Consider the following 20,761-nt stretch of genomic DNA (forward strand, 5'->3'; position numbering starts at 1 on the left):
AAGCCTTCGGCTCGTTTGACCTTTCCACCTTGCTTTCTTTCGCTGCATTGCACACACTGATTTTCGGGAACAGCAAGCCGCACGACGATGCGAGCCGGATAAAAAGAGAAATATGTCGATCAAAGCCAGCATCTATCATCTGACGCATTACACCTATGACAAGCCGGTCCGCCTCGGCCCACAGATCATCCGGCTGAAACCTGCCTCGCATTCGAAGACACGGGTGCTCAGCCACTCGCTGAAGATCACGCCCTCCAACCATTTCGTGAACCTGCAGCAGGATCCCTACGGCAATTACCTTGCCCGCTACGTCTTTCCGGATCCGGTGACGGAGTTCAAGATCGAGGTCGATCTCGTCGCCGACATGACGGTTTATAATCCCTTCGACTTCTTCGTCGAGGAAGAGGCGACCAAGTGGCCCTTCGGATATCCGGAAACGATCCAGGAGGATCTGTCGATCTACATGACGCCGGAGCCGGCCGGCCCGCGCCTGAAGGCGCTGCTGCCGACGCTCGACTGGTCGCCCGGTCAGCCGACGGTCGATATGATCGTCGGCCTGAATGCCCGTCTGCAGCGGCAGATCGGCTATGTCATCCGCATGGAAACCGGCGTGCAGACGCCGGAGGAGACGCTGGAAAGCGCCAAAGGCTCCTGCCGCGACACCAGCTGGCTGCTCGTGCAGATCCTTCGCCATCTCGGCCTGGCCGCCCGCTTCGTTTCCGGTTATCTCATTCAGCTGACACCGGACCTGAAGGCGCTCGACGGGCCCTCCGGCACCGAAGTCGATTTCACCGACCTGCATGCCTGGGCGGAAGTCTATCTGCCCGGCGCCGGCTGGGTCGGCCTCGATCCGACCTCCGGCCTCTTGACCGGCGAAAGCCATATCCCGCTTGCCGCCACGCCGCATTACCGCAACGCCGCTCCGATCTCCGGCGGTTATTTCGGCGAGGCCGAAACCGAGTTCGCCTTCGACATGAAGGTCTCACGCGTTGCCGAACATCCGCGCATCACCAAGCCCTTCTCCGATGAAAGCTGGGACGAGCTCAACGAACTCGGCGAGAAGGTCGATCGCGTCCTCGAAGCCGAGGACGTGCATCTGACGATGGGCGGTGAGCCGACCTTCGTTTCCATCGACGACTTCCAGTCCGAGGAATGGAACACCGCCGCCGTCGGCCCGACCAAGCGCGAAAAGGCCGACAGCCTGATCCGCCGGCTGCACGAACGCTTCGCCCCCGGCGGCTTCCTGCATTACGGCCAGGGCAAATGGTATCCGGGCGAAAGTCTGCCGCGCTGGACCTTCTCGCTGTACTGGCGCCGCGACGGCAAGCCGATCTGGCAGAACCTCGATCTGGTCGCCGCCGAAGGCAAGGATACCGGTGTTGCGGCCGAGGATGCCGAAAAGCTCCTGACGGCGATCGCCAAGGAACTGGCGATCAAGCCTGACATGGTGCAGCCGGCCTATGAGGATACTGCCGACTGGATTATCAAGGAAGGCAATCTTCCCGACAATGTCGATCCCGCGAATTCGAAACTGAAAGATCCCGAGGAGCGCAACCGCATCGCTCGCGTCTTTGCCCGTGGCCTCACCGTCCCCACAGGTTACCTCCTTCCGGTTCAGGCATGGAACGCCAGGGCGGCCGAAACACGCGTCTGGATCAGCGAGAAATGGCGCACTCGCCGCGGCAAGATCTTCCTCGTTCCGGGTGACAGCCCGATCGGTTACCGCCTGCCGCTCGGCACGCTGCCCTATGTTCCCCCGGCGCGTTATCCCTATATCCACCCCGCCGATCCGACCATCCCGCGCGAACCGCTGCCCGATGTTTTCGTGCCGGCCGGTCGCGCCATGCCGGAAGCCTCCTTCCACGCCGACGAGAGCAATCGCGGCCGCATCGAACAGACGCTCGGTGAAATCGGCGGCGCCGTGCGCACCGCCATGTCGGTCGAGCCGCGCGACGGCAGGCTCTGCGTCTTCATGCCGCCGGTCGAACGCATCGAAGACTATCTCGAGCTGATTGCCGCTGCCGAAAACGCCGCCGCCGAACTCAAGCTTCCCGTCCATATCGAAGGTTATCCGCCGCCGCAGGATGAGCGCATCAACGTCATCCGCGTCGCCCCGGATCCCGGCGTCATCGAGGTCAACATCCATCCGGCATCGAACTGGAAGGAGTGCGTCGATATCACCACGGCGATCTACGAAGAGGCGCGCGCCACCCGTCTCGGCGCCGACAAGTTCATGATCGACGGCCGCCACACCGGCACCGGCGGCGGCAACCACGTCGTCGTCGGCAGCGCCAATCCGAACAATAGTCCCTTCCTGCGCCGTCCCGATCTCTTGAAGAGCGTCGTCCTCCACTGGCAGCGCCATCCCTCGCTCTCCTACCTCTTCTCCGGCATGTTCATCGGGCCGACCAGCCAGGCGCCGCGCATCGACGAGGCCCGTCACGACAGCCTCTACGAGCTGGAGATCGCCATGGCGCAGATCGCTGCCCCCGGCCGCGGCCAGCAGCCGTTGCCCTGGCTCGTCGATCGCCTCTTCCGCAACCTGTTGACCGACGTCACCGGCAACACCCATCGCGCCGAGATCTGCATCGACAAGCTGTTCTCGCCCGACGGCCCGACCGGACGGCTCGGCCTCATCGAGTTCCGCGGCTTCGAGATGCCGCCGAATGCCCGCATGTCGCTTGCCCAGCAATTGCTGGTGCGGGCACTGATCGCCCGCTTCTGGGTCAATCCCGTCGACGGCAAATTCGTCCGCTGGGGCACGACCCTGCACGACCGTTTCATGCTGCCGCATTTCGTCTGGACCGATTTCCTCGACGTGCTGGCCGACCTTCGCGAAAACGGCTTCGACGTCAGCCCGGAATGGTTCAAGGCCCAGCTTGAATTCCGCTTCCCCTTCTGCGGCGAAGTCGAATATGAGGGCTCGAAGCTGGAACTGCGCCAGGCGCTGGAGCCCTGGCACGTCATGGGTGAGGAAGGCGCGCCGGGCGGCACCGTGCGCTACGTCGACAGCTCTGTCGAACGCCTTCAGGTGCGGCTCGAAACCAGCAATACGGCGCGCTATACCGTCACCTGCAATGGCCGCACCCTGCCGCTGACACCAACCGGCACGTCGGGCGTGTCGGTCGCCGGCGTCCGTTACAAGGCGTGGCAGCCTGCCTCCGGCCTGCATCCCGTCCTGCCGATCAACACACCTTTGACTTTTGACATTTATGATACATGGTCGAAGCGTTCGATCGGCGGCTGCATCTATCATGTTGCCCATCCGGGCGGCCGGACCTATGACACCTTCCCGGTCAACGGCAACGAGGCGGAAGCAAGGCGGCTCGCCCGCTTCGAGCCGTGGGGACATACGGCGGGCGGCTATATCCCGCGCGCCGAGACGGGTTCGCTTGAATTCCCGCTGACGCTGGATCTGCGGCGGCCCGCCGGAATTTAAGGCTGAGGTGAGGGCCGGGGGTTTAGGGCTTGGGTTTTGATGGGTAAGAGGCCGGCAGTGGAACGCAGGGGAGAGGCAGAGGACCGCATCAAGGATGCGGCCTTCGACTATGCGCCGCTTCCTGGTACCGCTGACGAGATGGTCGACAACAAAGGCGTGGTCCGCCCCGTCTGGCAGCGTTTCCTCTCGCATCTGAGCGCAATGCCGGAAAAGGATCTCGCCGAGCGCTTCGCCCGCGCCGACCGCTACCTGCGCGATGCCGGCGTCTTCTACCGCGCCTATGGCAGCAAGGGCACCGGCGAACGCGCCTGGCCGATTTCGCACATCCCCGTGCTGATCGATGAGCGCGAATGGCAGACGCTGTCGGCGGGCCTCGTCCAGCGCGCCGACCTGCTGGAGGCGATCGTTGCCGATATCTACGGCGACAACCGGCTGGTGGAGGAAGGCGTCCTGCCGCCGGCACTGATCGCCGCCAATCCCGAATTCCAGCGACCGCTCGCCGGCATCCGGCCGGGTTCCGGCCACTATCTGCATTTCTGCGCCTTCGAGATCGGCCGCGGACCTGACGGCAACTGGTGGGTGCTGGCCGACAGGACGCAGGCGCCGTCAGGCGCCGGCTTCGCGCTGGAAAGCCGCGTTGCGACGACCCGGGCCTTCTCGGATATCTACGCCGAAACGCCGGTCCACCGCCTCGCCTCCTTCTTCGGCGCCTTCCGCGACGCGCTGCAGGGCATGAAACATTCGGGCGACGACCGCATCGCCGTGCTGACGCCCGGCCCCGCCAACGAGACCTATTACGAGCACGCCTACATCGCACGCTACCTCGGCTTCATGCTGCTCGAGGGCGAGGACCTCACCGTCGTCAAGGGCCGCGTCATGGTGCGCACCGTCGCCGGCCTGAAGCCGATCGGCGTGCTCTGGCGCCGTCTCGATTCGGCCTTTGCCGACCCGCTGGAGTTGAACCAGAATTCGCATATCGGCACGCCCGGCCTCGTGGAAGCGCTGCGCGCCGAAAGCGTCACCATCGTCAATGCGCTCGGCACCGGGGTTCTCGAAACCCGGGCGCTTCTGGCCTTCATGCCGACCATCTGTCGCCGCCTGCTGGGCGAGGATCTGCACCTCCCCTCGATCGCCACCTGGTGGTGCGGCCAGAAGGAAGAGCGCGAGCACGTCGCAAAAAACATCGAGAAGATGGTGATCGGCCCGGCCTATTCCCGGGCACCCTTCTTCGACGACAACGGCGAATCCGTGCTCGGCTCGTCGCTGCGTGCGACGGCCAAGGATTCCATCACCGACTGGCTGAGTTCGGACGGCCCGAAACTGGTCGGCCAGGAAGTCGTCACGCTCTCGACCACGCCCGCCTGGGTGGACGGCAAGCTCGTGCCGCGGCCGATGTCGCTGCGCGTTTTCGCCGCCCGCACGGCAAACGGCTGGCAGATCATGCCCGGCGGTTTTGCCCGTATCGGCTCCGGCGCCGATGTCGCGGCGATCGCCATGCAGTCGGGCGGCGCGGCCGCCGACGTCTGGATCGTCAGCGACAAGCCGGTCGAACGCCACACGCTGCTGCCGGCCGAGGGCAGCTTCACCCGCAACATGCCGGGCAGCTTGCCGAGCCGGGCGGCCGACAATCTGTTCTGGCTCGGCCGTTACATCGAACGCGCCGAAGGGGCGCTGCGCATCCTGCGCGCCTGGCATGCACGTTTCGCCGAAGCCGCCGATCCAAGCCAGCCGCTGCTAGCCGATGTCTCCGAATATCTGACGGCCGTCGATATCGATACCGCCGAACCCGTGCCGGAAACGCTCCTGCGCAACATCGACAGCGCCGTTTATTCGGCAAGCAACATCCGCGACCGTTTCTCGCCGGACGGCTGGCTGGCCCTCAACGACCTCGCCAAGACCGCCCGCCGCTTTCACGTCACCGTCTCTGCCGGCGATGACGCCAGCCATGCGATGACGATCCTTCTGCGCAAGCTCGCGGGCTTCGCCGGCCTTGTGCACGAGAACATGTACCGCTTCACCGGCTGGCGCTTCCTCTCGCTCGGCCGCTATATCGAGCGCGGCCTGCACATGACGCGCCTGCTCGGCCACATGTCCGGCCCGGAAGCGCCGGACGGCGCCCTCGACATGCTGCTCGAGATCGGCGACAGCGTCATGACCCACCGCCGCCGCTACAACGTCAACACGGCGCGGCTGACGGTCACCGACCTCTTGGCGCTCGACCCCCTCAACCCGCGCTCGGTCCTCTTCCAGGTGAACGAGATCCACCACGAGGTCGAGCAGTTGCCCAATGCCCTGATCAACGGCCAGATGTCACCCTTCTACCGCGAAGCGATGCGGCTCCATTCCGGCCTGGCGGTGATGACCCCGGAGGGCATGGGTGTCGAGGTCTATCAACGGCTCGAACGCGAACTGGAACAGCTTTCCGATCTGCTCGCCCAGACCTATCTCGGGTGACATCAATGCTCTACGATCTCACTCTCCGCATGGGTTACAGCTACGACGTGCCGGCCTCCGGCGCCCGCCACGTCATGCGGCTGATGCCGCTGTCGCTGACCAACCGCCAGCGCCTGGTCGCCGGCTCGATCACCGTCTCGCCGACGCCGGATGAGCAGGCGCATTTCGTCGATTTCTTCCATCATCCCGCCACCTCCTTCATGCTGCGTGCGCCGCACGAAACACTCGACATTCGCATGCAGGCCCGCGTGCAGGTGGAAAGCCAGCCGATCGCCGCCGATTTCTCGCCGCTGCTTGCCGACCTGCCGGAGGAGATATCAGGCATCTGGTCGTTGGCACCGGATTCGCCGCACCACTTCCTTGGCGACAGCCCGCGCCTCACCCAGGCACGCGAAATCAGCGACTATGCGCGAGGCTGTGCCCTGCCGACGCTGACAGCCATGCAGATCGCCCATGCGCTCTGTGCCCGCATCAACAAGGATTTCACCTATGATCCCGATGCGACGACGGTGGACACGACACCGCTCGAGGCGTTCCGATTGAAGCGCGGCGTCTGCCAGGATTTCACCCACATCATGATCCTGGCGCTTCGAAGCCTCGGCATTCCGGCCGGCTACGTCTCCGGCTTCCTGCGCACCATCCCGCCACCCGGCAAGGAGCGGCTGGAAGGGGCCGACGCCATGCATGCCTGGGTGCGGATCTGGTGCGGCGAGACGATCGGCTGGATCGAACTCGACCCGACCAACAACATCCCCGCTGGCATGGACCACATCGTCGTCGCCTATGGCCGGGACTATTCCGACGTCGTTCCCGTCATCGGCGTGCTGAAAAGCTATGGCGGCCAGCGCGCTGTCCAGGCGGTCGACGTCATCCCGCTGAAATAATCCCAAAACTGGAAAAATCCGCCGATTCGTTAAAATTCTATTGACGCCGTAAGGCCCGCGGAAAGGAGAGACGTGCCTAATATCACCTCACAGGGTTTCCAGTTGGGTGAACATGATGAGCACCTCCTTTTTGCATCCCTGCCTGCGTCGCATGTTGAGCGACCGTGGCGGTAATTTCGGTATGATGACGGCTATCCTGCTGCCCGTCCTTTTCGGAGCAGCCGGCATGGCGATCCAGGTGGGCGATATGCTGCTCTCGAAGCAGCAGTTGCAGGAGGCCGCTGATTCGGCGGCGCTCGCGACCGCCACCGCCCTGGCGAACGGCACGATCCAAACGTCGCAGGCCGAGGCCTTTGCGCAGAATTTCGTTGCCGGGCAAATGGCGAATTACCTGCAGAGCGGCACCGATATCAAGAACACGACGAGCGTCAGTGTCCAGACGACGACATCGGGCAAGTCGACATCCTATCAGGTGACGGTTTCACCGAGTTACGACCTCACGGTCAACCCGCTGATGCAGGCGGTCGGCTTCAGCACGCAGCATCTCTCGACGTCAGGCACGACGGTCGGTGGTCACTCACAGACCCAGGGCTCGATCTCTATGTTCCTCGCACTCGATAAGTCGGGGTCGATGGGAGAGGATACCGCGACCCTCACGACGGAATCGTACACCTACAAATGCAACCCTCACCCCAACAAAAACGGTAAGACAATCTACGACACCTGCACCGGCACGCGTACGCGTTATTACACAAAGATAGAAGCGCTGAAGCTCGCCGCCGACAAACTCTTTGGTCAGCTCGATAGCGCGGATCCCAATGCCGAATATGTGCGCACAGGCGCGGTATCCTATGATATTGTTGAATACCCCGCCAGCAGCCTCGCCTGGGGAACTGCCGCTGTCACGAGCTATGTCAACGCGCTTCAGTCGGGAGGTGGCACGAATTCCAGCGGCGCAGTGAACACGGCTTACACGTCTCTCACCGCCAAGAACGCCGCGGGCAATGACGCCGAAGACGCCGCCCACCGGCAGAAGACCGGGCAAGTGCCCAAGAAGTACATCGTCTTTATGACCGACGGCGACAATAACAATGATAGCGGCGGCGGCCGTTCCTACGACACCGCGACGAAGAAGACATGCGACGACGCGAAATCTAAAGGCATCGAAATCTATACGATTGCCTTTATGGCACCCGCAGGCGGACAGGCGCTGTTGCATTATTGCGCCTCCGACGACTCCCATTATTTCCAGGCTGAAAAAATGGAAGACCTCCTTGCGGCCTTTCAGGCGATCGGTGCGAAAGCCTCCGCTCAGCTGACACGTCTGACGAACTGAGCATACCGCTACGAAAAAGGGCAAAGGAAAAGCCGCTCCGGAACAAACCGGCGCGGCTTTTCGTTATTCTCGTCCAACCCATCTGATCGGGAAAAGCGATTGAAATCAATACCCTCAAGCCCCGTGAATATGAAGGTTTCGCAAATTTTTCGTTTGTCCAAATCCTTTGTTGCAAGTGCTTCCTAACGATGCATAAACTGTCGGAGCACAGGCGACAAATCGATTAAATCAGGCATAACATCCTGAAACCAAATTAAAATTGGCGAGATCTGACCATGAATACCGTTTCCAAGCCGGTTATCCCCTCTCCCGCTCCCCGCAGTTCAAGGCCGGAAATTCTCGCCGAAGAAATCATCGAACGCCTGACCTACCGCATCGGCAAGGACGCCAAGGTGGCAAAGCCGCATGACTGGCTGACGGCGACGATCCTGGTGGTCCGCGACCGCATCATCGATCGGTGGATGGCCTCCACCCGCGAGGTTTATGCGACCGGCGCCAAGCGCGTCTATTATCTCTCCCTCGAATTCCTGATCGGCCGCCTGATGCGCGACGCCGTCTCGAACCTCGGCCTGATGGAGGAGGTGCGCGATGCCCTCGCCTCGCTCGGCGTCGACGTCAACGTCATCGCCGGGCTGGAGCCGGATGCCGCACTCGGCAACGGCGGCCTCGGTCGTCTGGCGGCCTGTTTCATGGAAAGCATGGCAACCGTCGACGTGCCCGCCTATGGTTACGGCATCCGCTATGTCCACGGCCTGTTTCGCCAGCAGATGGCCGACGGCTGGCAGGTGGAACTGCCGGAAAACTGGCTCGCCCACGGCAATCCCTGGGAGTTCGAGCGCCGCGAAAGCTCCTATGAAATCGGCTTCGGCGGCGCCGTCGAATTCATCACCACCCATGACGACCAGCCGCGCTACGTCTGGAAACCGGCCGAGCGCGTCATCGCCGCCGCCTTCGACACGCCGGCCGTCGGCTGGCGCGGCAAGCGCGTCAACACGCTGCGCCTCTGGTCGGCGCAGCCGATCGATCCGATCCTGCTCGATGCCTTCAACGCCGGCGACCACATCGGAGCGCTGCGTGAAAGCAACAAGGCCGAAAGCCTGACCCGGGTTCTCTATCCCGCCGACGCCACCCCGGCCGGTCAGGAACTGCGCCTGCGCCAGGAATTCTTCTTCTCGTCAGCCTCGCTGCAGGACATCCTGCGCCGCCATCTGCAGCAATATGACGATTTCACCTCGCTGCCGGACAAGGTGGCAATCCAGCTGAACGACACCCATCCCGCCGTCTCGGTCGCCGAACTCATGCGCCTGCTCTGTGACGTCCACGGAATGGATTTCGACCAAGCCTGGGAAATCACCCGCCATACCTTCTCCTACACCAACCACACACTTCTGCCCGAAGCGCTGGAAAGCTGGTCGGTGCCGCTGTTCGAGCGTCTGCTGCCGCGCCACATGCAGATCATCTATGCGATCAATGCCAAGATCCTGATCGACGCGCGCAAGGGCAAGAATTTCACCGATGGGGAAATCCGCTCGATCTCGCTGATCGATGAAAGCGGCGACCGCCGCGTGCGCATGGGCAACCTCGCCTTCGTCGGCTCGCACTCGATCAACGGCGTCTCGGCACTGCACACCGACCTCATGAAGGTCACGGTCTTCGCCGACCTGCACAAGCTCTATCCCGATCGCATCAACAACAAGACCAATGGCATCACGCCGCGCCGCTGGCTGCAGCAATGCAATCCCGGTCTCACCGGCCTGATCCGCGAGGCGATCGGCGACGAATTCCTTGACGATGCCGAGAAGCTGACGCCGCTCGACAAGTTCGCCTCCGACCCGACCTTCCAGCAGAAGTTCGCCGCGGTGAAGCGGGCCAACAAGGTGGCGCTCTCCAATCTCGTCGCCAGCCGCATGGGCGTGAAGCTTGATCCCTCGGCGATGTTCGACATCCAGATCAAGCGCATCCACGAATACAAGCGCCAGCTGCTGAACATCATCGAGGCCGTCGCGCTCTACGACCAGATCCGCTCGCATCCGGAGCTGGATTGGGTGCCGCGCGTCAAACTCTTCGCCGGCAAGGCGGCGCCGAGTTATTACAATGCCAAGCTGATTATCAAGCTGATCAACGACGTCGCCCGCACGATCAACAACGACCCGTCGGTCCGCGGTCTGCTGAAGGTCGTCTTCGTACCGAACTACAATGTTTCGCTCGCCGAAGTCATGGTTCCGGCCGCCGACCTGTCCGAGCAGATCTCGACCGCCGGCATGGAAGCATCCGGCACCGGCAACATGAAGTTCGGCCTCAACGGCGCACTGACGATCGGCACGCTCGATGGCGCCAATGTCGAGATGCGCGACAATGTCGGCGAGGACAACATCGTCATCTTCGGCCTCAAGGCCGACGAGGTGTCGAAGGTCCGCAGCGACGGCCACAATCCGCGTGCCATCATCGAGGGATCGCGCGAGCTCGCCCAGGCGCTCGCCGCCATCGGCTCCGGTGTCTTCTCGCCCGATGACCGCAACCGTTACACGGCGCTGATCGACGGCATCTATTCGCACGACTGGTTCATGGTCGCTGCCGATTTCGACGCCTATGCCCAGGCCCAGCGCGAAGTCGACGAGATCTGGACCAACCAGTCCGCCTGGTACACAAAGACGATCAACAATACGGCGCGGATGGGCTGGTTTTCTTCCGACCGTACGATCAGGCAATATGCAGACGAAATCTGGAGAGCCGGATGAAAACGCCGAAAACCGTCCCTGAAGTAAAGCTCTCCTGGGAAATTTCGGCAGATGAAATCGCGGCGATCCTTGCCGGCTCGCATTCCAATCCCTTTGCCGTCCTCGGTGTGCACCAGGCCGGCGACGTTTTCGTCGCCCGGTGTTTCATCCCGGGCGCCGAGGAAGTGACCGCCATGACGCTCGATGGCAGCGTCATCGGCGAGTTGAAACAGCTCCATGCCGACGGCGTCTTCGCCGGCCCGGTTTCCCTTACGAAACTCCAGCCGGTGCGCTATCGCGCCCGGCGCGGCGATGCCGAATGGGCTGTCACCGATCCTTACAGTTTCGGTCCGGTGCTCGGGCCGATGGACGATTATTTTGCCCGCCAGGGCTCGCACCTGCGCCTGTTCGACAAGATGGGCGCCCATCTCATCAAGCATGATGGCGCCCAGGGTATCCATTTCGCCGTCTGGGCCCCGAATGCGCAGCGCGTCTCCGTCGTCGGTGATTTCAACAATTGGGACGGCCGTCGCCACGTCATGCGCTTCCGTTCCGATAGCGGCATCTGGGAAATATTCGCCCCCGACGTCCCGATCGGCGTTGCCTACAAGTTCGAGATCCGCGGCCAGGACGGCGTATTGCTGCCGCTGAAGGCCGATCCCTTCGCTCGCCGCAGCGAGCTCCGGCCGAAAACCGCCTCCATCACCGCCGCCGAGCTGGAGCAGGAGTGGGAAGACGAAGCCCATCTGAAGCACTGGCGCGAAACCGACAAGCGCCGCCAGCCGATCTCGATCTACGAGGTGCATGCCGCCTCCTGGCAGCGCCGGCAGGACGGCACGATGCTGTCCTGGGACGAGCTCGCCTCCAGCCTCATCCCCTATTGCGCCGATATGGGCTTCACCCATATCGAGTTCCTGCCGATCACCGAGCACCCCTATGACCCCTCCTGGGGTTACCAGACGACCGGCCTCTACGCGCCGACCGCTCGTTTCGGCGAACCGGAAGGTTTCGCCCGTTTCGTCAACGGCTGCCACAAGGTCGGCATCGGCGTCATCCTCGACTGGGTGCCGGCGCATTTCCCGACCGACGAACACGGCCTCGGCTGGTTCGACGGTACCGCACTCTACGAGCACGAAGACCCGCGCAAGGGCTTCCATCCCGACTGGAGCACGGCGATCTACAATTTCGGCCGCACCGAGGTCGTTTCCTATCTCGTCAACAATGCGCTTTACTGGGCCGAAAAATTCCATCTCGACGGCCTGCGCGTCGATGCCGTCGCCTCGATGCTCTATCTCGATTATTCGCGCAAACACGGCGAATGGATCCCCAACGAATATGGCGGCAACGAGAACCTCGAGGCGGTCCGCTTTCTGCAGGATCTCAACATCCGCATCTACGGCCAGCATCCCAACGTCATGACCATCGCCGAGGAATCGACCTCCTGGCCGAAGGTCTCGCAGCCCGTACATGAAGGCGGCCTGGGCTTCGGCTTCAAGTGGAACATGGGCTTCATGCATGACACGCTGAGCTACATGAGCCGGGATCCCATCTACCGCGGGCACCATCACAACGAGCTGACCTTCGGCCTGCTCTACGCCTATTCGGAAAATTTCGTCCTGCCGCTCTCGCATGACGAGGTCGTCCATGGAAAAGGTTCGCTGATCGCCAAGATGCCGGGCGACGACTGGCAGAAATTCGCCAATCTGCGCGCCTACTACGCCTATATGTGGGGCTATCCCGGCAAGAAGCTCTTGTTCATGGGCCAGGAATTCGCCCAGTGGAGCGAGTGGAGCGAGGAGAAGTCGCTCGACTGGAACCTGCTTCAGTATCGTATGCACGAGGGCATGCGGCGCCTGGTGCGCGACCTCAATTTCACCTATCGCAGCAAGCCGGCTCTGCATGAGCGTGACTGCGAAGGCGAAGGCTTCGAATGGCTGGTCGCCGACGACCATCAGAATTCCGTCTTTGCCTGGCTGCGCAAGGCGCCGGGCCAGAAGCCGGTCGCCGTCATCACCAATTTCACCCCTGTCTACCGCGAGAACTACTCGATCCGCCTGCCGTCCGCAGGCCGCTGGCGGGAAATCCTGAACACCGATGCCGACATCTACGGCGGCAGCGGCAAGGGCAATGGCGGGCGCGTGCAGGCCGTCGATGCCGGCGGCAACATCACCTGCTCGATCACCTTGCCGCCCTTGGCGACAATCATGCTTGAACCTGAAAATTAGTGACTGGTGGGAGGAGAAAATGGTAGAAAAACGCGTTCAGCCACTTGCCCGCGATGCAATGGCTTATGTTCTGGCGGGCGGTAGGGGAAGCCGTCTCAAGGAACTCACCGACCGGCGTGCCAAGCCGGCCGTCTATTTCGGCGGCAAGGCTCGCATCATCGATTTCGCCCTGTCGAACGCCCTGAATTCCGGTATCCGCCGCATCGGCGTCGCCACGCAATACAAGGCGCATTCGCTGATCCGCCACATGCAGCGTGGCTGGAACTTCTTCCGCCCCGAGCGCAACGAGAGCTTCGACATCCTGCCCGCCAGCCAGCGCGTCTCCGAGACGCAATGGTACGAGGGCACCGCCGACGCCGTCTATCAGAACATCGACATCATCCAGGATTACGGCGTCGAATACATGGTCGTGCTTGCCGGCGACCACGTCTACAAGATGGACTATGAATGGATGCTGCAGCAGCACGTCGATTCCGGCGCCGACGTCACCATTGGCTGCCTGGAAGTGCCGCGCATGGAAGCGACCGGCTTCGGTGTCATGCACGTCAACGCGAAGGACGAGATCATCGCCTTCGTCGAGAAGCCGGCCGATCCTCCGCCCATTCCCGACAAGCCGGATTTCGCCCTCGCCTCGATGGGCATCTACGTCTTCCACACCAAGTTCCTGCTCGATGCGCTGCGCCGCGACGCCGCCGATCCGAACTCGAGCCGCGACTTCGGCAAGGACATCATCCCCTATATCGTCAAGAACGGTAAGGCGGTCGCCCACCGCTTCGCCAAGTCCTGCGTCCGGTCCGATTTCGAGCACGAGCCTTACTGGCGCGACGTCGGCACGATCGACGCCTATTGGCAGGCCAATATCGACCTGACGGCGATCGTTCCGGAGCTCGACATCTACGACAAGTCCTGGCCGATCTGGACCTACGCCGAAATCACGCCGCCGGCGAAATTCGTCCATGACGACGAGGATCGCCGCGGCTCGGCCACCTCCTCCGTCGTATCGGGCGACTGCATCATCTCCGGCGCCAGCCTGAACAACAGCCTGCTCTTTACCGGTGTCAGGGCCAACTCCTTCTCCAAGATGGAAGGCGCCGTCATCCTGCCGAACGTAAAGATCGGACGGCGCGCGCAGCTCAAGAATGTGGTGATCGACCATGGTGTCGTCATTCCGGAAGGCTTGGTTGTCGGCGAGGATCCCGAGCTCGACGCCAAGCGTTTCCGGCGGACGGAAAGCGGCATCTGCCTGATCACGCAACCGATGATCGACAAGCTGGATATCTGACTTATGAAAGTTCTTTCGGTTTCGTCCGAAGTCTTCCCTTTGATCAAGACAGGGGGCCTGGCCGATGTGTCAGGCGCCCTGCCGATTACTCTCAAAGCCTTCGGGGTCGAGACCAAGACCCTTCTGCCCGGCTATCCCGCCGTCATGAAGGTCATTCGCAACCCGGTCGCCAGGCTCGAATTCGCCGACCTGCTCGGCGAGCGGGCGACGGTGCTCGAGGTTGAGCACGAAGGCCTCGATCTGCTCATCCTCGATGCGCCGGCCTATTACGACAGGCCGGGCGGCCCCTATCTCGATCCGCTCGGCAAGGACTATCCGGACAACTGGCGCCGGTTTGCCGCTCTGTCGCTTGCCGCCTCCGAGATTGCCGCCGGCCTGATGCCCGGGTGGCGGCCGGATCTCGTCCACACCCACGACTGGCAGGCGGCGCTGACGTCGGTCTATATGCGCTATTACCCGACGCCGGAACTGCCGAGCGTGCTGACCATCCACAATATCGCCTTCCAGGGCCAGTTCGGTTCCGAGATCTTTCCCGGCCTGCGCCTGCCCGCCCATGCCTTTGCCACCGAAAGCATCGAATATTACGGCACTGTCGGCTTCCTCAAGGGCGGCCTCAAAACCGCTCATGCGATCACGACGGTCAGCCCGACCTATGCCGATGAGATCCTGACCTCGGAATTCGGCATGGGGCTCGAGGGCGTCATCGCCAGCCGCATCGACAATCTGCACGGCATCGTCAACGGCATCGACACCGATGTCTGGAACCCGGCGACCGATCCCGTCGTCCACACCCATTACGGCCCGACGACGCTCAAGAACCGCGAGGAGAACCGTCGCTCGATCGCCGAATTCTTCCATCTCGACAATGACGACGCCCCGATCTTCTGCGTCATCAGCCGTCTCACTTGGCAGAAGGGCATGGATATCGTCGCCAACGTCGCCGATGAGATCGTCGCCATGGGCGGCAAGCTCGTCGTGCTCGGCTCCGGTGAAGCGGCGCTTGAAGGCGCGCTGCTCGCCTCCGCCAGCCGCCATCCCGGCCGCATCGGCGTCTCGATCGGTTATAACGAGCCGATGTCGCACCTGATGCAGGCCGGCTGCGATGCGATCATCATCCCCTCGCGCTTCGAACCCTGCGGCCTGACCCAGCTTTACGGGCTGCGTTACGGCTGCGTGCCGATCGTCGCCCGCACCGGCGGATTGAATGACACGGTGATCGACGCCAATCACGCCGCACTTGCAGCGAAAGTCGCAACCGGCATACAATTTGCCCCCGTGACAGAAACAGGCATGCTACAGGCAATCCGCCGTGCGATGCATTTTTACCAGGACCGAAAACTCTGGACCCAATTGCAAAAGCAGGGCATGAAATCGGATGTCTCCTGGGAGAAGAGCGCCGAACGCTACGCTGCCCTCTATTCAAGCCTCGTCTCGAAAGGCATGTGACCTAAAATGATCAAGTCCGTACCCACCACGCCCTATCTGGACCAGAAACCCGGCACGTCGGGCCTGCGCAAGAAGGTTCCAGTCTTCCAGCAACCGAATTATGCGGAGAACTTCATCCAGTCGATCTTCGATTCGCTGGAAGGCTATCAGGGCAAGTGCCTCGTCATCGGCGGCGACGGACGCTACTACAATCGCGAAGTCATCCAGAAGGCCGTCAAGATGGCCGCTGCCAATGGCTTCGGCAAGGTCATGGTCGGCAAGGGCGGCATCCTGTCGACGCCGGCCGCCTCCCACATCATCCGCAAATACAAGGCTTTCGGCGGCATCATCCTCTCCGCCAGCCACAATCCCGGCGGCCCGACCGAAGACTTCGGCATCAAATACAACATCAACAATGGCGGCCCGGCGCCGGAAAAGATCACCGACGCGATCTATGCGCGTTCCAAGACGATCGACAGCTACAAGATCGCCGATTTCGCCGACGTCAATCTCGACCGCATCGGCAAGGACGAGCTTCCCGGCGGCACGATCCTCTCGGTCATCGACCCGGTCGAGGACTATGCCGCACTGATGGAAGAACTGTTCGATTTCGGCGCCATCCGCAACCTGATCAGCCTCGGCTTCCGCATTGCCTTCGATGGGATGAGCGCCGTCACCGGCCCCTATGCCAAGGAAATCTTCGAAAATCGTCTCGGCGCTCCGTCGGGCTCCGTGCGCAACTTCATGCCGCTGCCGGATTTCGGCGGCCATCATCCCGACCCGAACCCGGTTCACTGCAAGGAACTCTTCGACGAGATGATGGGCGATGATGCGCCCGATTTCGGCGCCGCTTCCGACGGCGACGGCGACCGCAATCTGATCATCGGCCGCGGCATCTTCGTCACGCCGTCCGACAGCCTGGCGATCCTTGCCGCCAACGCCAATCTCGCCCCCGGCTATTCCGGCGGCCTCGCCGGCATCGCCCGCTCGATGCCGACATCGGGTGCTGCCGACCGCGTCGCCGAAAAGCGCGGCATCGGTATGTACGAGACGCCAACCGGCTGGAAATTCTTCGGCAACCTGCTCGATGCCGGCATGGCGACGATCTGCGGTGAGGAAAGCTCCGGTACCGGCTCCAATCATGTCCGCGAAAAGGATGGCCTCTGGGCCGTGCTGCTGTGGCTGAACATTCTTGCCGTGCGCGGCGAGAGTGTCGCCGATATCGTCACCCAGCACTGGCAGACCTACGGCCGCAACTATTATTCGCGCCATGACTATGAAGGCCTCGACACCGATGCGGCAAACGGCTTGGTCGACAATCTCCGCAGCCAGCTTTCCACCCTGGCCGGCAAGAGCTTCGGCAGCCTGAAGGTCGAGAAGGCAGACGACTTCGCCTATCACGATCCGATCGACAAATCGGTCAGCGAACATCAGGGTATCCGCGTGCTCTTCGAGGGCGGCTCCCGCGTCGTCTTCCGCCTGTCCGGCACTGGCACGTCTGGCGCAACCTTGCGTGTCTATATCGAGCGTTACGAGCCGGATTCGACTCGCCACAACATCGAAACGCAGGAAGCGCTCGCCGATCTGATCGCGGCCGCCGAAAGCATTGCCAGCATTCGGGAACGCACGGGACGCGACGCGCCAACCGTGATCACCTGATCCGGGGGGAACATGCGGGGAAGCAGTGCGGCGCAAGCCGGCGCGATCGTTTTCGAGACCGGCGTCGAATTTGCGGTGTGGTCGCATGATGCCGCACAGATCGAACTCTGCCTCTTCGAAGATGACGGCAACAGGGAATTCGCGCGCCTGCCGATGGCGCGCGACAGCAATCACATCCATCGTCTCTTTGTCGACGGGCTGAAGGCCGGCGCGCGCTATGGTTATCGCGCCGATGGTATCTACGCGCCCGATAACGGTCTCTGGTATGACCCCTCCAAACTGTTGCTCGATCCCTATGCCAAGGAGATCGACAGGCCGTTCCGCTACGATCCCCGTCTCGGCATCTATGGCGAAGACAGCCAGGATCTGATGCCGAAGGCGATCGTCACTGCCGATATACCCGCCTTGGTCAGCAAGCCGCTCTTCAATCCGGGCGGCTTTATCTATGAGGTGGCGGTGCGGCCCTTCACCATTCTCCATCCCGACGTGCCGGAGGCAGAGCGCGGCACGGTTGCAGCCCTTGCTCATCCCTCCGTCATCGCACACCTGAAGCGGATCGGTGTCGACGCCGTCGAACTGATGCCGATCACCGCCTGGATCGACGAGCGCCACCTGCCGCCGCTCGGCCTCACCAACGGCTGGGGCTACAATCCCGTCGCCTTCATGGCGCTCGATCCGCGGCTTGTCCCCGGCGGCATGACGGAGCTGCGCGAGACGGTCGCGGCCCTCCATGCCGAAGGCATCGCCGTCATCCTCGACCTCGTCTTCAACCATACCGGCGAGAGCGACCGTTACGGCGCGACGCTGTCGCTGCGCGGCCTCGACAATCTGCATTATTATCGCCACGCCCAGAATTGGCCGGGCGAGCTCATCAACGACACAGGCACTGGCAACACGCTTGCCTGCGATCATCTCGAGGTCCGCCGCCTCGTCATCGACAGCCTGCGCCATTTCGTGCTCAACGCCGGCGTCGACGGTTTTCGCTTCGATCTCGCCCCCGTGCTCGGCCGCACCGCAACGGGCTTCGAGCGCGACGGCGGAACGCTTGCCGCGATCCTCGCCGACGATGTGCTTGCCGACCGGATCATGATCGCCGAACCTTGGGATATCGGCCCGGGCGGCTATCAGCTCGGCAATTTCCCGGCGTCATTCCTGGAATGGAACGACCGGGTCCGCGACGACCTGCGCTGTTACTGGCGCGGCGACGATTGGAAGACCGGCGCGCTGGCAACCGCACTCGCCGGCTCCTCCGACATCTTCTCCCGCAACGACGGCAGGCAAACGCGCAGCGTCAACTTCCTCGCCGCCCATGACGGCTTCACGCTGATCGATCTCGTCTCCTACGCCGGAAAGCATAACGATGCCAACGGCGAACACAATCGCGACGGCCACAACGAAAACCACTCCTGGAACAACGGCGTCGAGGGGGAAACCCTCTATCCCACCATCCGCAAGCGTCGCCGTGACGACGTGATGGCGCTGATATCAACCCTCTTTGCCACCCGCGGCAGCATTATGCTGACGGCAGGCGACGAGGGCGGCCGCAGCCAGCACGGCAACAACAACGCCTATTGCCAGGACAACGAGATCACCTGGCTGGACTGGAACGCGTTGGACGGGAATCTCATCGCCCACACCGCCTTCGTTGCGGAACTGCGCCGCCGCTTCACCGTCTTCTCCGAAGCGGGTTTCCTGTCAGGAAATGGCGACGTCGAATGGATTTCGCTCTCCGGCGAGCCGATGACCGTTGCCGAATGGGAGACGCCGTCGCTTTCCACCCTCGGCATGCTTCTGTCGACCGAGGACCGCTCCGCCGGCGGCAGGCAGACCCGGCTTGCCGTGCTTTTCAACCGCTCGGGGAGCCGCCAATTTTTCACGCTCCCTTCCCGGGGCGAACCGGGCTGGCGCCAGTTGACGCCTGAAGGAGCGCAGAAAGTCGGCAAGAGTGCAGCCGTCGAGCCGCGCTCCGTCGCCTTTTTCGTAGAAAATTGACCGCCTGCCTTCGCTTGCGCAAATCCTTGTCGCAATCGTCATAAATGCGCGATAAGGCTTTGCCGCGACGGCTTGTTTCACGAGGAATTTATGGTCACGGAAATTTCACTCTCCGACGTGCGGGGATTGATCGGCATGGAAACGGGCCTATCGGATTGGATCACCGTCGACCAGTCGATGATCGACGCCTTCGCGGCGGCGACCGACGATCATCAGTTCATTCACGTTGATCCTGCACGCGCGGCAGCCGAGAGCCCCTTCGGTGGTACCATCGCCCACGGCTTCCTGACACTGTCTCTGCTGTCGACGATGAACTACAACTGCCTGCCGAAAGTGCGCGAGCAGACCATGGGCATCAACTACGGCTTCGAGCGCGTCCGCTTCATGACGCCGGTGAAGAGCGGCGCCCGCGTCCGCGGCCGCTTCCTGCTCTCCGAGGCCCGCTTCCGCGGCGCCGGCATGCTGATGACCACCTATGACGTCTCGATCGAGATTGAAAACGAGAAGAAGCCGGCGCTGACGGCAAAATGGATCACCATCATCCAATTCGACCCGAAGGACCGCCCCGAGGACGTCTGAGCAAAACTGCTTTTGCTACTCGGCCGAATTAGAGCCCTTCCGGGTTAGATTGCAGCATTCTGCCGGAGCAGGTTTTCGTCAGGATCAAAGGCGATTGGCGACGGGCATACCCAAAGGTACGTCCGAGCCGGTCGCCTTTGATCCTGACGGAAAGATGCCCGGCCCACCGGCCGCACCGCTTCGCTGTGCGAAGCAACAGGTGCGTCCGGCGATTCTTAAGTCTTGCAGATTTGCCCCGCAAATCTGCGGGAGGGTTGGCTGAAACGGGCCGGCTGATCGACCGGCCGGCTTGGCCGTAGAGCTGGGCTACGACGCGCGCCGGCCGGTCGACCATCCGACTCCGTTTCAGCCAACAGAATGCTGCAATCTAACCCGGAAAGGCTCTAAACACGGCTTCGAGAGCATGTCCGTCGGGATCCGTGACGAACGCCGCGTAATAGTGCTCACCGTAATGGGGCCGCAGGCCGGGCCGGCCATTGTCACCGCCGCCATGCGCGATGGCCGCCGCATGAAACCGATCGACCGCCTGGCGGTTCGGGGCGGCAAACGCCAGATGAAAACCGGGTCCGGCTGGACGCTGGTCATCCGGGCGATGCTTGATCGCCAGTTTGTCCCCGCCGCCGGCAAGGCCATAGCCGATTGCCTGCCCCGTTTGCCCCGGCCGGATATCGTCCCAGACCCTGAAGTAACCGAGCGCGGCCAGCGTGGTATCGTAAAATGCCGCCGACCGTTCAATATCGGAAACGCCGAGAGAAGCATGGTGCAGCAT

The 20,761-nt window shown here is 62.5% G+C and carries 13 protein-coding genes; 11 read left to right on the forward strand and 2 right to left on the reverse strand.

What is annotated here, in order from left to right:
* Window positions 1-112 precede the first annotated feature (112 nt).
* From FHT69_RS26995 to FHT69_RS27045, 11 genes are all read left to right on the forward strand, one after another.
* The gene (locus FHT69_RS26995) at window positions 113-3,439 is read left to right on the forward strand and encodes a DUF2126 domain-containing protein (RefSeq protein WP_183906196.1); all 3,327 of its coding nucleotides are present in this window, start codon (window positions 113-115) and stop codon (window positions 3,437-3,439) included.
* A gap of 39 nt (window positions 3,440-3,478) precedes the next feature.
* Window positions 3,479-5,893: a circularly permuted type 2 ATP-grasp protein gene (locus FHT69_RS27000; protein WP_047616384.1), complete on the forward strand. Its 2,415-nt coding sequence runs from the start codon at window positions 3,479-3,481 to the stop codon at window positions 5,891-5,893.
* Window positions 5,894-5,898: 5 nt separating this feature from the next.
* Window positions 5,899-6,777: a transglutaminase domain-containing protein gene (locus FHT69_RS27005; protein WP_063475322.1), complete on the forward strand. Its 879-nt coding sequence runs from the start codon at window positions 5,899-5,901 to the stop codon at window positions 6,775-6,777.
* A gap of 115 nt (window positions 6,778-6,892) precedes the next feature.
* Window positions 6,893-8,113 carry a TadE/TadG family type IV pilus assembly protein gene (locus FHT69_RS27010; RefSeq protein ID WP_063475321.1) on the forward strand — a complete coding sequence of 407 codons (1,221 nt, stop codon included), beginning with the start codon at window positions 6,893-6,895 and terminating at the stop codon, window positions 8,111-8,113.
* A gap of 275 nt (window positions 8,114-8,388) precedes the next feature.
* On the forward strand, window positions 8,389-10,851 hold the full coding sequence (locus FHT69_RS27015) for a glycogen/starch/alpha-glucan phosphorylase (protein WP_183906197.1): 2,463 nt from the start codon (window positions 8,389-8,391) through the stop codon (window positions 10,849-10,851).
* Complete coding sequence (gene glgB, locus FHT69_RS27020; protein WP_183906198.1) at window positions 10,848-13,055, forward strand: 1,4-alpha-glucan branching protein GlgB; 2,208 nt, start codon at window positions 10,848-10,850, stop codon at window positions 13,053-13,055. Before FHT69_RS27015 ends, glgB begins: the two co-directional genes overlap by 4 nt.
* A 19-nt stretch (window positions 13,056-13,074) precedes the next feature.
* The gene (glgC, locus tag FHT69_RS27025) at window positions 13,075-14,337 is read left to right on the forward strand and encodes a glucose-1-phosphate adenylyltransferase (protein WP_028756864.1); all 1,263 of its coding nucleotides are present in this window, start codon (window positions 13,075-13,077) and stop codon (window positions 14,335-14,337) included.
* 3 nt (window positions 14,338-14,340) lie between these two features.
* On the forward strand, window positions 14,341-15,783 hold the full coding sequence (gene glgA, locus FHT69_RS27030) for a glycogen synthase GlgA (RefSeq protein WP_063475318.1): 1,443 nt from the start codon (window positions 14,341-14,343) through the stop codon (window positions 15,781-15,783).
* A 6-nt stretch (window positions 15,784-15,789) separates the two neighbouring features.
* Complete coding sequence (locus tag FHT69_RS27035; RefSeq protein WP_028756866.1) at window positions 15,790-17,421, forward strand: alpha-D-glucose phosphate-specific phosphoglucomutase; 1,632 nt, start codon at window positions 15,790-15,792, stop codon at window positions 17,419-17,421.
* A 12-nt stretch (window positions 17,422-17,433) separates the two neighbouring features.
* Window positions 17,434-19,413, forward strand: a complete 1,980-nt coding sequence (gene glgX / locus FHT69_RS27040) for a glycogen debranching protein GlgX (protein ID WP_183906199.1) — start codon at window positions 17,434-17,436, stop codon at window positions 19,411-19,413.
* 90 nt (window positions 19,414-19,503) lie between these two features.
* Complete coding sequence (locus FHT69_RS27045) at window positions 19,504-19,992, forward strand: MaoC family dehydratase (RefSeq protein ID WP_028756868.1); 489 nt, start codon at window positions 19,504-19,506, stop codon at window positions 19,990-19,992.
* A gap of 28 nt (window positions 19,993-20,020) precedes the next feature.
* Here FHT69_RS27045 and FHT69_RS34835 read toward each other — a convergent pair whose 3' ends face one another.
* Both FHT69_RS34835 and FHT69_RS27050 read right to left on the reverse strand, forming a co-directional pair.
* Window positions 20,021-20,326, reverse strand: coding sequence for a hypothetical protein (locus FHT69_RS34835; RefSeq protein WP_409527536.1), 306 nt, complete (start codon window positions 20,324-20,326; stop codon window positions 20,021-20,023).
* Between the two features lie 33 nt (window positions 20,327-20,359).
* Window positions 20,360-20,761 carry a VOC family protein gene (locus FHT69_RS27050; RefSeq protein WP_183906200.1) on the reverse strand — a complete coding sequence of 134 codons (402 nt, stop codon included), beginning with the start codon at window positions 20,759-20,761 and terminating at the stop codon, window positions 20,360-20,362.

The sequence above is a fragment of the Rhizobium sp. BK008 genome (assembly GCF_014197345.1).
In the GTDB taxonomy this organism is placed as follows: Bacteria; Pseudomonadota; Alphaproteobacteria; order Rhizobiales; family Rhizobiaceae; genus Rhizobium; species Rhizobium anhuiense.